The organism is Bdellovibrio bacteriovorus (assembly GCF_002208115.1).
Taxonomy (GTDB): Bacteria; Bdellovibrionota; Bdellovibrionia; order Bdellovibrionales; family Bdellovibrionaceae; genus Bdellovibrio; species Bdellovibrio bacteriovorus_C.
Genome location: NZ_CP020946.1, coordinates 1,145,737 through 1,159,651 on the forward strand (window position 1 = coordinate 1,145,737; position 13,915 = coordinate 1,159,651).

10 protein-coding genes are annotated in these 13,915 nt (G+C 49.9%); 7 read left to right on the forward strand and 3 right to left on the reverse strand.

Annotated elements, in window-relative coordinates; genetic code table 11:
- Positions 1–45: 45 nt before the first annotated feature.
- The 3 genes from lpdA to B9G79_RS05650 are packed head-to-tail and all read right to left on the reverse strand — an operon-like array spanning position 46 to position 5,426.
- Positions 46–1,455 carry a dihydrolipoyl dehydrogenase gene (lpdA, locus tag B9G79_RS05640; protein WP_088564667.1) on the reverse strand — a complete coding sequence of 470 codons (1,410 nt, stop codon included), beginning with the start codon at positions 1,453–1,455 and terminating at the stop codon, positions 46–48.
- A 2-nt stretch (positions 1,456–1,457) separates the two neighbouring features.
- A complete protein-coding gene (gene odhB / locus B9G79_RS05645) occupies positions 1,458–2,699 on the reverse strand; it encodes a 2-oxoglutarate dehydrogenase complex dihydrolipoyllysine-residue succinyltransferase (RefSeq protein WP_088564668.1) in 1,242 nt (413 codons plus the stop codon).
- Positions 2,700–2,720: 21 nt separating this feature from the next.
- Positions 2,721–5,426 carry a 2-oxoglutarate dehydrogenase E1 component gene (locus tag B9G79_RS05650; RefSeq protein WP_088564669.1) on the reverse strand — a complete coding sequence of 902 codons (2,706 nt, stop codon included), beginning with the start codon at positions 5,424–5,426 and terminating at the stop codon, positions 2,721–2,723.
- A 165-nt stretch (positions 5,427–5,591) separates the two neighbouring features.
- On the opposite strand from B9G79_RS05650, the gene gpmA reads away from it, so the two are divergent.
- The 7 genes from gpmA to hutI all read left to right on the forward strand — a co-directional run bounded on the left by gpmA (position 5,592) and on the right by hutI (position 13,826).
- Positions 5,592–6,338: a 2,3-diphosphoglycerate-dependent phosphoglycerate mutase gene (gene gpmA / locus B9G79_RS05655; RefSeq protein ID WP_088564670.1), complete on the forward strand. Its 747-nt coding sequence runs from the start codon at positions 5,592–5,594 to the stop codon at positions 6,336–6,338.
- A gap of 263 nt (positions 6,339–6,601) precedes the next feature.
- Complete coding sequence (locus tag B9G79_RS05660; protein ID WP_088564671.1) at positions 6,602–9,307, forward strand: hypothetical protein; 2,706 nt, start codon at positions 6,602–6,604, stop codon at positions 9,305–9,307.
- The gene (locus B9G79_RS05665; protein ID WP_088564672.1) at positions 9,304–9,792 is read left to right on the forward strand and encodes a type II secretion system protein; all 489 of its coding nucleotides are present in this window, start codon (positions 9,304–9,306) and stop codon (positions 9,790–9,792) included. The genes B9G79_RS05660 and B9G79_RS05665 overlap by 4 nt, the downstream gene beginning before the upstream one ends.
- The gene (locus tag B9G79_RS05670; protein WP_088564673.1) at positions 9,789–10,766 is read left to right on the forward strand and encodes a prepilin-type N-terminal cleavage/methylation domain-containing protein; all 978 of its coding nucleotides are present in this window, start codon (positions 9,789–9,791) and stop codon (positions 10,764–10,766) included. The genes B9G79_RS05665 and B9G79_RS05670 overlap by 4 nt, the downstream gene beginning before the upstream one ends.
- A 25-nt stretch (positions 10,767–10,791) precedes the next feature.
- A complete protein-coding gene (locus B9G79_RS05675) occupies positions 10,792–11,946 on the forward strand; it encodes an EF-hand domain-containing protein (protein WP_088564674.1) in 1,155 nt (384 codons plus the stop codon).
- A 139-nt stretch (positions 11,947–12,085) separates the two neighbouring features.
- A complete protein-coding gene (locus B9G79_RS05680; RefSeq protein WP_198298049.1) occupies positions 12,086–12,532 on the forward strand; it encodes an Hsp20/alpha crystallin family protein in 447 nt (148 codons plus the stop codon).
- A 49-nt stretch (positions 12,533–12,581) separates the two neighbouring features.
- Complete coding sequence (hutI, locus tag B9G79_RS05685) at positions 12,582–13,826, forward strand: imidazolonepropionase (RefSeq protein ID WP_088564675.1); 1,245 nt, start codon at positions 12,582–12,584, stop codon at positions 13,824–13,826.
- Positions 13,827–13,915: the final 89 nt, after the last annotated feature.

Below are 13,915 nucleotides of genomic sequence, written 5' to 3' on the forward strand. Positions count from 1 at the left end.
GCTGAATCGCCTGCCGGCGACTCAGCTCTGCCGGGCTGGGCCCGCTTACATCTGGCGTTGACGTTTTTCAACGGCCAAAGCTGCTTCACGCACAACTTCAGACAAAGTAGGGTGGGCGTGGAACGATCTTGCCAGATCTTCGCTGCTGCCGCCGAACTCCATGCACACGATCACTTCGTGGATCAGCTCAGACACGCTTGGACCCACCATGTGAGCGCCCAGGATTTTGTCTGTTTTCTTGTCTGCGATGATTTTCACGAAACCTTCCGTGTAGCCTTTCGCGCGCGCACGGCCGTTGGCCATGAACGGGAATTTACCCACGTTGATTTCCATGCCTTTTTCTTTCGCGAATTCTTCAGTGATACCAACAGAAGCAATTTCCGGGTGAGTATAGATCACACCTGGAACTGTGTCGTAGTTCACGTGACCTGCGCCACCAGCCAGGATTTCTGCCAAAGCCACGCCTTCTTCTTCCGCTTTGTGCGCAAGCATTGGGCCGGCAATAACGTCACCGATGGCATAAATGCCCGGCACGTTGGTTTGATAGTGTTTATCCACGATGATGCGACCCTGAGGATCTTTTTGGATACCCATTTCTTCACAGCCAACGCCCGCAGAGAATGGTTTGCGGCCTGTGGAAACAAGCACAACATCCGCTTTCATGGAAGATGCTTTACCGTCAGTCAAAGATTCATAAGTCACTTCAACGCCATCGTTGCCAACTTTAGAACCCGTCACTTTCGTGGAAAGAAGGAAGCTCATGCCTTCTTTTTCCAGGGATTTTTTAAGCACGTTCATGCAGTCCTGATCCATGGTGCCGCCCAGACGGTTGGCATATTCGATCACAGTGACTTTGGCACCCAGACGCTGCCATACAGAACCCAGCTCAAGACCGATCACACCACCACCCACAACGATCATGGATTTTGGAACCTGATCCAAAGCCAATGCGCCCGTGTTGGAAACGATACGTTTTTCATCGTATTTCAAGAAAGGCAGTTCCACAGGAACAGAACCGGTTGCGATTACGATGTTCTTGGTCGTCAGGACTTGGGTGTTGCCGTCAGCACCTTTTACTTCCACCTTGCCAGCGGCGACGATTTTACCCATGCCGTTGAATGGAGTGATTTTGTTCTTTTTGAACAAGAAGGCGATGCCTTCGGTATTTGTTTTTACAACCTTGTCCTTGCGAGCCTGCATGGTCGGAAGATCCAAATCCACTTTGGAAACTTTCACACCGTGAGCAGCCAGGTCGTGCTGAGCCGCTTGATAGTGCTCAGAACTTTCAAGCAGGGCCTTGGAAGGGATGCAACCCACATTCAGGCAGGTGCCGCCGTAAGTTTTATCTTTTTCAATCACGGCCGTTTTAAGACCCAGTTGAGCTGCACGAATGGCCCCTACGTAACCGCCGGGACCGGAACCAATAATAATTAGGTCAAATTGAGTGTCTGCCATGATTATACCTCTAGAAGCAATCTTTCAGGATCTTCGACAAGTTCTTTGATTTTAACAAGGAAGCTCACAGCCTCTTTGCCATCGATGATACGGTGATCGTAAGTCAAAGCCAGATACATCATCGGGCGGATTTCCACTTTGCCGTTGATCGCCATTGGACGATCCTGGATTTTGTGAAGGCCCAAGATAGCTGACTGCGGGAAGTTCAAAATCGGCGTGGAAAGTAAAGAACCGAACACACCACCATTGGTGATAGAGAAGGTGCCGCCACCCAGATCATTCGGAGTGATTTTACCATCACGGCCTTTTGCCGCCAGATCACGGATCGCCAGTTCAATGCCAGCCAGGGACAGTGTATCCGCGTCTTTCACGTTCGGAACCATCAAGCCCTTCTCGGTGGAAACCGCAATACCGATGTTGTAGTAGTTGTGGTATTCGATGTCTGTGCCGTTGATCCATGCGTTGACTGCAGGGAAGTCTTTCAGTGCCTCAACAACGGCTTTTACGAAGAATCCGTTGAAGCCCAGGTTCACGCCGTATTTTTCTTTGAACTTGTCTTTGTATTTAGAACGAAGCTCCATCACTTTGCCCATGTCCACTTCGTTGAAAGTGGTCAAGAGAGCTGCCGTGTTTTGCGCTTCTTTCAGTTTCTCGGAAATGCGCTTGCGGATGGTTGTCATAGGAACAAGCTTCTTATCACCCTGTTTAGAAGGACCGCTTGCTACCGGAGTGACAGTCGCTGGGGCTGCTTTCGCTGCCGGAGCAGGAGCCGCCGCTTTCGCCGCAGGCTGAGCATCAAGAACGTCACCTTTTGTCAGGCGGCCGTCTTTGCCAGTGCCTTGGATCGCAGAAGGATCCAAACCTTTTTCATTTACGATTCTGTTAACAGCCGGGGAAAGGTGCGCAGAAGCATCCTTGCCGGCGGCAGCCGGAGCCGCTTGAACCGGGGCTGCTGCTTTTGGAGCTTCAGCTGCTGGAGCTGCTGCGCCCGCTGCTGGTTTTGCATCTGTATCAAGAGTTGCTACTGTAGCGCCGATCTGAACAACCGCACCAGCTTCGCAGCCCGGGTTGATTGTCAAAACGCCGTCGTTTTCTGCAACAACTTCCACGCTGGCTTTGTCAGTCTCAAGAAGCATAAGAACTTCATTGCGTTTTACAAAGTCGCCGGATTTTTTAGTCCAACTGCCGATGGTTGCTTCTGTGATGGATTCCCCAACCGCGGGAACTTTAATCTCTTGTTTCATGGCAACGTCCTTTTATAAAAATTATCTATTAAAAACTGCTTTAATAATCTCAGCTTGTTCAGTTCTGTGTCTGTAGACGGAACCCGTCGCTGGGGAAGATCTCTCCGGACGGCCCACGTATTCAAAGCCCAGTTTCAAGCCGGCTTTGGATACAACCTCAACAAACTTGAAGTACACATTCTGGAAGGCACCCATGTTTTTAGGTTCTTCCTGTGCCCAAACCAAAGTCTTCGCTTTAGGGTAGGACTTCAGAACTTCCGTCACCTGAGTTGCAGGGAATGGATAGATCTGCTCCAGGCGAACCAAAGCCACGTTTTCTTTTTTGGATTTTTCTCTTTCTTCCAGAAGCTCATAGTAAAGCTTGCCGGAAACAAACACCACGGTGTCCACTTTGGATTTGTCGATGGTGTCAGCAATCACTTCCTGGAAGCGGCCTTTTGCCAGATCCTCGATAGAGGACACCGCGCGTGGGTGACGCAACAGGGATTTCGGAGACATCACAACCAATGGTTTGCGGAAGTCACGGCATACCTGACGGCGAAGAGCATGATAGATCTGCGCTGGAGTTGTCAGGTTCACAACCTGCATGTTGTTCTGAGCACAAAGCTGCAAGAAGCGTTCAAGACGGGCCGAGGAGTGCTCCGGGCCCTGACCTTCATAGCCGTGTGGCAGAAGCAGAACCAGGCCGCTCATTTGCTGCCATTTAGATTCGCCCGCAGCCAGGTATTGATCGATCACGATTTGCGCGCCGTTGACGAAATCACCAAACTGCGCTTCCCACATAACCAGGGATTTTGGGTCGTGAACGGTGTAGCCGTACTCGTAACCCATAACGCCGTATTCAGACAGGATGCTTTCAGCTACCAGCAGTTTTGCTTTTGGATTCAGATCCGCCAGTGGGAAGTAAGCTTTGCCAGTTTTGAAATCATACATACCCGCATGACGGTGAGTGAATGTGCCGCGCACGCAGTCTTCACCGGTCAGACGAACGGAGGTGCCTTCGGAAAGCAAAGAGCCGTAAGCCAAAAGTTCGCCCATGCCCCAGTCGATATTTTCTTTGCCGGCACCCATGGCTTTACGGGCTTCCAGAAGTTTGATCAGTTTCGGATGCGGAGTGAAGTCAGCAGGGTAGCTGCCGATTTTTTCACCGATCTGTTTTAGTTTTGCCAGATCGAAGCTTGTGTCCGCTGCTTTTTCAAAATCAGCGTCCTTGGCTTTGCGAAGTCCCTTCCAGTTGCCTTCGAACTTGAAGTTCTTAAGCTTAGGCGGGTTCTTCTTGGTGTCTTCATAGATTTTCTGCAGACGATCCATGGCCTGGTTGTACAGGTCTTCGGAAGTCTTCGCGTCCACAGATCCTTCGGCTGCCAGTTTCTTGGCGAACAACTCACGCACCGTCGCGTGAGTTTTGATCAGCTCATACATCTGTGGTTGAGTGAAGGCTGGTTCGTCCCCTTCGTTGTGGCCGTACTTGCGGTAGCACAGAAGGTTGATGACAACGTCTTTGCCGAATTCCTGGCGATAGCGAAGGGCGATGTCCATGGAACGAACAGCACTTTCAACGTCGTCACCGTTTACATGCAGAACCGGCGTGAAGGTCATCTTCGCCGCATCGGATGCATAACGGGTGGAACGGGTGTCCTTGCCGCTGGTGGTGAAACCCACCTGATTGTCGATGATGATGTGGATCGTGCCACCAGTGGAGTGAGAGTGGACTCCGGCCATCTGCAGAGTTTCCTGCACGATGCCCTGACCGGCAAACGCCGCGTCCCCGTGGATCAGAACCGGAACGACATTCTTTTTGCCAGAAGCGCCGATTTGATCCTGAGCCGCACGAGCCATACCCAAAGCCACCGCATTCACGGTCTCCAGGTGAGAAGGGTTGTAAGCCAAAGTGACTTTGCAAGTGCCAGTCGGGGTTTTCTTTTCAGTGACATAACCCAAGTGGTACTTCACGTCGTTGTCGAAGTCTTCAATAGGCTCTGCCAGTTCCAGTGGGCCATTGAAGTCACCGAAAACATATTCTTCAGGCTTGCCGAAGAAGTTCACCAGAATGTTCACACGTCCACGGTGAGCCATGCCCACGTAAACTTCCTGAACCTGCTGGGAAGTGCCTTTGTTCACCAAAGTGTCCATCATCGGCAAGATGGAATCAGCACCCTCGACAGAGAAACGCTTGGTTCCCACATAGCGGGTGTGAACGAATTTTTCCAGAGTCTCAGCTTTAGTCAAAGAAGACAGGGCGTCTTTCTTGTCAGCCAAGCTTGGTTTTGCCGGATTGTTTTCAAACTGCTGAATCAGCCATTGCACTTCTTTCGGCGAAGCGTCGGCTGCCTGCAAAGAAAGAGTTCCGCAGTAAGTGGCTTTCAGGTGATTGATGATATCGCTCAAAGTGGCATTGGCTTTACCAATCACAGAACCGATTTGGAATTTCGCGGTCAGATCTTTTTCGGTCAGACCGAAACGTTTCAATGAAAGAAGCTCACCCGCTTGTGGAGCGTACAGTGGGTTGAGGTTTGCTTCCGTGTGTCCGTCAGCGCGATACGCCTGGATCAGTTGGAAGACGGCCAGCTCCTTGTCGGACATTCCGAATTTACCACCTTGGGCAAACTCAACACCTTCAAAAAAACTTTTCCATTCAACTGCGAGAGAATCCGGATTCGCTTTGAAATCAGCATAGAGTTGTTCGATATATTCTAGATTCGCACTGTTGATGCCACTGTTGCTCACGATTAACCTCAAACGTCGCATTTGGTAGTTGATTAGCGCTCGCTAATTTTTCAAAATCTTCGGGGTTTGACACGTCTTAATGCGTAGCAAAACGCCAAGCTTTTGATGTTATTTAAAGCCCTGTCATGATAGCTCTTTTTCTATCCAAAATGAAGGAGTTTAAGCGTGTATAAGTTGGTGCTAATTCGACACGGCGAAAGTGTGTGGAACCAGGAAAATCGCTTCACTGGCTGGCAGGACGTAGATCTTTCTGAAAAAGGTCGAGCGGAAGCTCTAAAGGGCGGCAAAGCTCTTCGGGAAAAAGGCTTCAGTTTCGACGTTGCATACACAAGCGTGCTGAAAAGAGCGATTAAAACTCTGAATTTCGTGTTGGACGAAGTGGATCAGGTGTGGCTTCCAGTCCACAAAGACTGGCGTTTGAACGAAAGACACTACGGAGCCCTTCAGGGATTGAACAAAGCTGAGACCGCAGCTCGTCATGGTGAAGAGCAAGTGAAGATCTGGCGTCGCAGTTACGACACTCCGCCACCTCCGATGGAAGTGAGCGACCCTCGTCATCCTTCCTATGACCCTCGCTACAAAAATGTCGACGCCAAACTTTTGCCTAGCAACGAATCCTTGAAAGATACCGTGGCCAGATTCCTTCCGTTGTGGGACGGCACGATCGCGCCTGCTGTAAAATCAGGCAAAAATGTGCTCATCGTGGCCCACGGGAACAGTTTGCGTGCCTTGATGCAGCATTTGGAGGGCATGACCCCGGAAGAGATCATGGGCGTCAATATGCCGACCGGGATCCCGATGATGTATGAATTGGACGCAAACTTGAAGGTCCTGAAAAAGGAGTTCATTGGCGATCCGGACGAGGTCAAGGCGGCGATTGAGGCCGTGGCCAACCAGGGGAAGGCGAAGTAGTTCCTTCCAGTGCAAATTTCTTCCCAAAGCCCACCGCCTTCAGGTCGTGGGCTTTTTTTATGTAAACAAGCTAAAATTGATACAATAATTGTTCTGATCTGAGACACCTTTTGCTCTGAAACGGGTCGCTCCACACTTTGAAATCTTAAGTTTGATACGATAAATGTCGATACAAGATACAGGGAGAAACCACCGTGAAATCTTGCAGATCAAAGGGACGTACAGTCTCCAATAATCGAGGAAGTGCCTTCGTCCAAGCCCTTGTGGCTGTTGGCGTTGTCGGCGTGATGATTTACTTCCTTTCTCCTACCGTTATCAAACACCGCAGTCAGGTGACCAAGACCGCCTCCATCATCACCGCACGCTTGGCGTTGCATTCGATGGTGGACTACACACTTTTCGGTATCCGTCAGCGCTGGTGTTTTTCTGAATCCTGGATGCAGGAAAGTTGTGGATCAAGCACGCCTCCAAAAGCCATTGAGATTTTAAGTCACCCCCGTTCGGTTGAGCGTTTGCTGATGAAGCAGGAGTCCGTGGATTTCCTGCGTGCGATCGGTATTGCCAATCCGGAAAAAGTGCCTTTGAAGGACGGGATTAATCAGACCATTAATATTTCAAATTTTTCTACGATGCATCCGGTTTACAAGATCGTGGCAGATTTGAAGGGCTACACAGTTGAATTCATTCAAATCAAAATCACTCGCGATGTTCGTGCCGCCATTCCTGAATACGGCCGTGAGGTCTATCTTAAAGTTGTTGTGAGTCTTTTGAACAGTCAGAAGAAGATTATCGAAGTCGGTTCCAGCAAGCTTGAGACAACCTCTTTTGTTGGTGTGTATCCTCGTGAAGTGGGAAGTTTTGCCCTGCTGGTGGCCGGAGATCTTCGTCTGGACAAGGAAAGCGCTTCTGACCTTGGGGTTGGGGGAGCTTACTTTAAGCAGCACGGCTCTCGTGCACAGACGATCAAATATCCGGGTCTAACCTTTGAATCCCCGGTGTTTGTGAATGGGGCGATTCATTTGCCCAAGGCTCCGGATCTGGCAGTGGACATTGCCGAAGGCGACACGGTTTATACGCCAGTCACTTTCAAAGACAAAGTCATTCTGGGGTATGGTCCGATCAAGCGTGAAAACGTCGAGTTCCGTCCGCGTTCGGCAGGAAATGAGGTCGATCAGTTCTGGTCCAACATCCGTCAGTTTGGTGGATTCCAAAAAGGTGTTGAAGTGGACGGAGAGCGTGACTTGGGACTGGACTATTTGTCCGGTTATGCGAGCGGAGCTGGTAATCCAAGCGCCAATTTGATGGCGCTTTGTAAACGTCACGAGGATCGCAAGTACAATCTAAATACGACCGCTAACAGTCAGTTGACGGGGGCTTTGCTTAGTAAAAGTGGTGGCAAGTACAACTACCGTCTGGCTTTGACGGACGGGAACTTGTTCAATCCGCAGACCAAAGAAGTCGATCGGCCTTCTGTGAAAAACTTCTTCTCTCGTGATTTGTTGAAAGACTGGGGTCTGACAAGTCGTGCGACACCTGTGAGCAAGTTCACCATGAGATTTGGTAACCTGGAAGTGGAGGGGGAAGTTCCTCTGGATGGAACTGTAACCCTGGAGCCAAAAATCGATCTTCGTCCCCTGGAAAGAAGTATTGAGCGTCAACTGAGTGCTGCTGAAGGTGGTCTGGATGATGCCCGTCGTGATTTGAACCAGGCCGCGCGAGCCGTGGAAAGAGCCCGTCGCGATGTTAATGATGCTGAAGATGAGCTGGAAAGCGCACGCAGACGTGTTCCAGCAGATCCAGGCAGAGTGAACCAGGCTCGAAATGCTTTGGCGAACGCACAGAATGACCTGCGAAATGCAGAAGCCAACAAGAACCGTTTGGAGCAGCAGGTTGAGAACGCCGAAAAGCGTGTGTCTTCGTTGCGTGGTGACTTGAGTGAAGTTCGTGCGAATATGGGTATTCAGCCTAAAATCAACATCACTATGAAGAATCCGGTGAAAGCGGGCGACAATCCGGAAAACACCAATGCTTCTTTCAAGGATTTGGAAATTAAATTTGAAAATGGGCATGCGTTGGTGAACTCCAACGGAGAACGTGTTCCTGTGTCTTTCGAATTTGAAGCCTTTGATGTGGCTTACTATAAAGGTTATTCCATGCGTCCGTGGTCTAATAACAACCGCGGAGCTTTGGTGTTTAATCCAGATGGTGGCGGCTTTGATGTGTCGCAAACTCTGTTGGATTCCCGCGGGCAGTCCAAAGGTGGTTTGCCAGACGGTGAAGATCCATACGTGAACCTGGATCTGGCCTGTAAAACACTGGGTACTAACACTTCGGCCTTTGCCGGAACGGACTGGTCGAAATCCTTCGCACCAAACTCCAAGCATTCCTGGTCGTTCACGAACAAGTACGAAGATCGCAAGGACCTTATCTTTAATGCTGGTAATGCCTATGCACCTCAGGGAGGGGCGGGGACTGCAGTCTTCCATGTGGTTTCCATGGCCAAGAGCTGTATCATTGAGCCGGACGCCAATCTGGTCAGTGGTTTCCTGAACTGTGAAAAGCTGGTGATCAAAAGCCGTTCCTCTGAGTTGAGAATTATCGGCAGTATCATCGTGTCCCAGGGTATTGAAGTGGATGAGCAGGCCTACAAACACGGCATTCGCTGGAGCACGATCTATCATCCGATGGCGACGTTTGAGCTTCGTCGGGCGGGAATCTTAAAAGGTCTGAATGCGCAGGATTGTACGACCATCAACCGTTATCCGGTATGGCATCCATATCCAAGCATGCGTGACGTTTCTAATCTTTATAAATGTAATTCACTGTCGTTGCGGGCCAAAGCCGATCCATTCCGCTGGACTGCGGTGGATCCGGATTGTGGTCTGATCAACAACAGCAACTCAACAATGTGTAAAAACCGTCTGATGAGATTCTATGTTCTCGAAGTCTCCAGGGAGTCCGGCATATGATGAAAATAGCATCAAACCAAAAAGGGATGTCGATCCTTGAAGTGCTGCTGGGGCTGGCGATGATCACGCTGGTTGGGTCCTTCTTTATCTCAGGGATTCTGAGCATGAAAAAGGTCGCCATGGACAGTGGTACCAAGAACTCGTTGTACAAACAAATCAATGACGTTATTGAAAACATTCGTCCGAATGTGCGCATGTATCAGATCAACTATTTCACGACCGACAAAGAGCGGGAAAATGCCCTGAATCCCGGAGACCTTCCAATGGCGTGGGGCAACGGGATGATGTCGACGGCGAAAGACTGCCCGGGCTGTCCTGGGCGGTATGGCTTTGTGATTCAGGCCTATCCTGGCATGAAAGGTTTGTATTTGGTCACCGTGCGTTTGACCCACCGAGATTGGGCGCAAGGCGAGAAGGCGGCGACAGTCGGTGATGCCAAGTCTTATGGGTATGTGGACTATCAATTCGTGGTGAACTCACAATGATGATTAAGAATAATCGCGGTTTAACTTTAGCAGAGATGATTGTCGGTGTGGCCCTCATGGGGATCATGGGGATGGTCGCGGCTTCTTTCTTTGTCTTCACTGCAAAGACTAAAAAAGAAATCACCAACGAGATCGAAGACAAGGTCGACAATATCCTGGCAGAGCGAATGATTCTGCGGGATCTGAAGTATTCCGAGCCATCATTTAATAACGTTGTTATTACTGACGACAATGGCCGTCAGTTCTTTGACTATGTTGCCGATGTGACCCAGTCCGCAGTGGACAATGCGCCCAGAAAATTGACGCTTGAAGCGGGTCGTCGCAATGAATTTATCTTTATCGCCACCAATGAAAAAATGGGTGGTTCAATGATGTATGCTCCCTCGAACGCCTATCAGGTGGGAAACCCTCCAGGGGATCCGTTCGTGGCGGCTTCTTTGACATTTGTTTCTTTAAATAAAGACAGCATCGTGCAGTTTTCAGATCCTCAGGGGCTGGGGCGCTACTGGCAGGTGGGGAACGTGCTGATGCTGGATACTCCAACAATGGTTCGTCAGATGACGGCCAGTGGGCCTGACTATAGCAAGCCTGCAAGATCACCGATTTTCCTGGGCAGTGTGCAGGCTCCGGGTGCCACACGTTTGTTACCTCTGAACATCCCGGGTTTCATTAATACGACAAATCCGATGTATCCATCTGAGACAATCGGAGATGAAGATAAGTTCTTAAGGGATATACCGCCAATGGGAGGCGCAGCCCCTTTGGTGCGCTTGAAAGTTGTCAGTATTATCAAGTATTATCTACAGAAGGATTCTAAGGGGAATCAGGTCAATGTGTATCGGTCCATGTATACCGGTCGCGCATTTGGCCCTGGACAGCTCTTCGCATCGGATGTTGCGAAAGTGGAGTTTTCCAGAAAGAGTGCACACGATGCTTTGATCTATTTCAAAATCGTGCGCAATAATAAGAAATAAAAGGGGAAACCAAAAGGGGGCTTGTATGTTTTGGTTAAGATGGGCTTGTGCATCAGCCATGGTGGTGTCATCCACTGCGTATGCACAGACTGAACAACAGCCTGCAGCCGTGAATTCGGGAGCCGGGGGCTCAGCAGGTTTTCAAGGGGTTGTTCTTTCTGGCCAGGCCGCTAGGGCTTCGGTCGATGGAATCACAGTGAATATTGCAAACACGTGTTTTGGTACAAACTTAAGACACGTTTCCAATCCGCTTTCTCCGGTTTCCAGCGTGTTAGTCAAACTGACATTGCGGGAAAAAGGGGCGCTAAAAACTTATACTGTGAAGTATCCCGCCAATGTCGTGACCCAAGCGGGTAACGATGCGCAAGTGACGCAGGTTTCGGATGTCACGGCAGGGGTAAAAGCTCAGTATGCAGGCAACAGTGTTCGCGTGACTTTGCCGGTGAACTTCACTACGAAAGTGGATGAAGAGGGCAATATCTCCAATGACTTTGAAGCCAAGCTTGAAGCCGTCAGCTTTGAGCAGGTGTTTGCACCTGGTCAAAAGCAAGGCGGGGAGTACATGGGTTATAACGGACCGCTTTCTGCGTCCGTGTATACCAGTAACTCCAAAGACGGAAAGCAGTACAGCGTATCTGCCTTCTTCCCGGGTGAAAATGGCTATTGCGGCGGTTACTTCTCGCCTCTGATGGTGTTTTTCGACGACAAGATGCCAAACTTCACGGCGGTGACCGACTTCCCATTGAATCCGACCGGGAAAACCATGTGGCCTGAAGCCGGTGCGCCGGGGGCCTTCATTGCGGTGGACCGCAATGGTGATGGTCAGATCACAACGGAAGATGAACTGTTTGGTAATCAGGGTGACAAGTTCAAAAACGGCTTTGAGGCTTTGCGCGAATTTGATTCAAACAAAGACAACGTGATCGACAAGAACGACAAGGATTTTGCAAAACTTCAGCTGTGGTTTGATAAAAACGGAGATGGCAAAGTGCAAAAAGGCGAGCTTGTGTCGCTGAAATCCCGCATCGAATCCGTGTCCCTGAAATACGATGACTCGGCAGTGAGCGGTATCGCGGACCGTGCCCAGATCCGTGAAAAGAGCACCTTTGTCTTTGTTGAAAAAGGCAAAAAGAAAGAAGGTCGTGTGATCGACCTTTGGTTCTCGCCAAAAATGAAATAAGTCTTATTGATGATCGAAACAGAAAAGCCGGAGTGTCTGACAGCACTCCGGCTTTTTACTTTTGACACTGGTCCTTGTACATTCTTGACGCTTTCACACCGTCTTCTTAGGTTAAAGGCATCTCAATAAGGAGGATGCCATGCCAATGCGAAGTTTAAGTCCCTGGGGCGGTCGCCGTCGTCTGCCGTCTTCGGACCTCTTCAGTCAGTTTGAGGATTTTATTAATGAGTTCGACCGCGGTGAATCCAACGCTCTGACCCGGGCCGGATTTGACTTCTCTCCCTCGGTGGATGTGGAAGAAAAGGACAATGCCTATCTGGTCAGCGCCGACCTGCCGGGCATGAAGAAAGAAGACATCAAAGTTGAGCTGAACGACAATATCCTGACGATCTCCGGAGAGCGCACCCGCGAAACCAAGTCGGAGGGGCACTATTCAGAAAGATCTTATGGACGTTTCCAAAGATCCTTCACTTTGCCGGTCAAAGTACAGACAGAAAAGATTGAGGCTCACTTTGAAGATGGTGTTTTACACCTGACCTTGCCCAAATCAGAGGGCGCACGCAGTCATAGTATCAAGATTATGTAGGAACTCTGTTTTAGCTTGATCCCAGAAACCCATGTGCTTGAATAAGCTCATGGGTATTCTGCTTAAAAATATATCGACACTTCTGACTCTTCAAGGCGCCGCTGCAAAACAAGGCCGTCGCATCCAGGAAGAGGATCTAAGCCTTTTGCAACAAGCCGCCATCGTCATTGAAAAAGAAAAGATCGCCTGGGTGGGCCCGCAAAAGAAACTTCCCAAAGAATTCTCCAGAAAGAAAGCTCTGCGTGAATATGACATGAAGGGGCGCACGGTGCTGCCGGGCTTTATTGAGTGTCACACGCATTTAATTTTTGCCGGGGATCGCGCGGCAGAGTTTGAAATGCGCAATCAGGGCGTCAGCTATCAGGAAATCGCCGCCAAAGGGGGCGGGATCCTTTCAACCATGAAAAAGACCCGCGCCTCCAGCCTGAATGATCTGGTGAAAACCGGGCAGAAGCGGCTGGATCATTTCGTATCCCAGGGCGTGACGACGGTTGAAATTAAATCGGGCTATGCGTTGAACCTGAAAGATGAGCTGAAAATGCTTCAGGCCGCGCAAAAGCTTTCGGGCATTCGCACGGTGAACACCTTTTTGGGGGCACATGCTTTGCCGCCGGAATTTAAATCTTATGAAGAGTATCTGACATTCCTGGCGCAGGAAGTTCTGCCCGTGGTGGCGAAAAAGAAGCTGGCCCGCCGGGTGGATGTGTTCATCGAAAAAGGATTCTTTCCACCGGAGGCCTCTGAAAAGTATCTGCGTCGCGCTCAAGAGCTGGGGTTTGAAATCCTGATTCACGCCGATCAGATGTCTTTAAGTGGGGGCAGCGACATCGCCGTGCGCTTGGGGGCGTTGTCCGGTGATCACCTTCTGCAAATTGAAGACAAAGAAATAAAAAAGCTCGCACAAAGTGAAGTGACTGGTGTGCTTTTGCCCACGGCGGATCTCTATACGAAAACCAAATATCCACCGGCTCGCGCGATGATCGATGCGGGGGTGCGTGTGGCGTTGGCCACTGATTTCAATCCTGGCACATCACCAACACAGAATTTGAATCTGGTGGGGTTACTTGCGCGCCTTGAAATGAAGATGAGTTTGACGGAAGTCATTGCCGCTTACACGGTGGGTGGGGCTTACGCTTTGAATTTACAAAATGAAGTGGGTTCACTGGAAGTGGGCAAGTCTGCTGATATTTTATGCATCGATCAAGACTGGCAGACGCTGTTCTACAGTGTGGGGGAAGACTCTGAGAAGGTGGTTTTCTCGAGAGGAAAGAAGGTTTTTGGCAGTCTTAAATAATCTGATGCGTCAGAAAATTTAAGATTCTTAAAATTTCCTTTGAATTAGGAAGGGTTTTCTTCCTAGTCTTGGGGTGTGTCTGTGGAGGG

Excerpts from the sequence above, each read along its gene's own strand:
- hutI (WP_088564675.1), top strand. The coding sequence starts at position 12,582 with ATGGGTATTCTGCTTAAAAATATATCGACACTTCTGACTCTTCAAGGC.
- odhB (WP_088564668.1), bottom strand. The coding sequence starts at position 2,699 with ATGAAACAAGAGATTAAAGTTCCCGCGGTTGGGGAATCCATCACAGAA.
- B9G79_RS05670 (WP_088564673.1), top strand. The coding sequence starts at position 9,789 with ATGATGATTAAGAATAATCGCGGTTTAACTTTAGCAGAGATGATTGTC.
- lpdA (WP_088564667.1), bottom strand. The coding sequence starts at position 1,455 with ATGGCAGACACTCAATTTGACCTAATTATTATTGGTTCCGGTCCCGGC.
- B9G79_RS05665 (WP_088564672.1), top strand. The coding sequence starts at position 9,304 with ATGATGAAAATAGCATCAAACCAAAAAGGGATGTCGATCCTTGAAGTG.
- B9G79_RS05675 (WP_088564674.1), top strand. The coding sequence starts at position 10,792 with ATGTTTTGGTTAAGATGGGCTTGTGCATCAGCCATGGTGGTGTCATCC.
- B9G79_RS05680 (WP_198298049.1), top strand. The coding sequence starts at position 12,086 with ATGCCAATGCGAAGTTTAAGTCCCTGGGGCGGTCGCCGTCGTCTGCCG.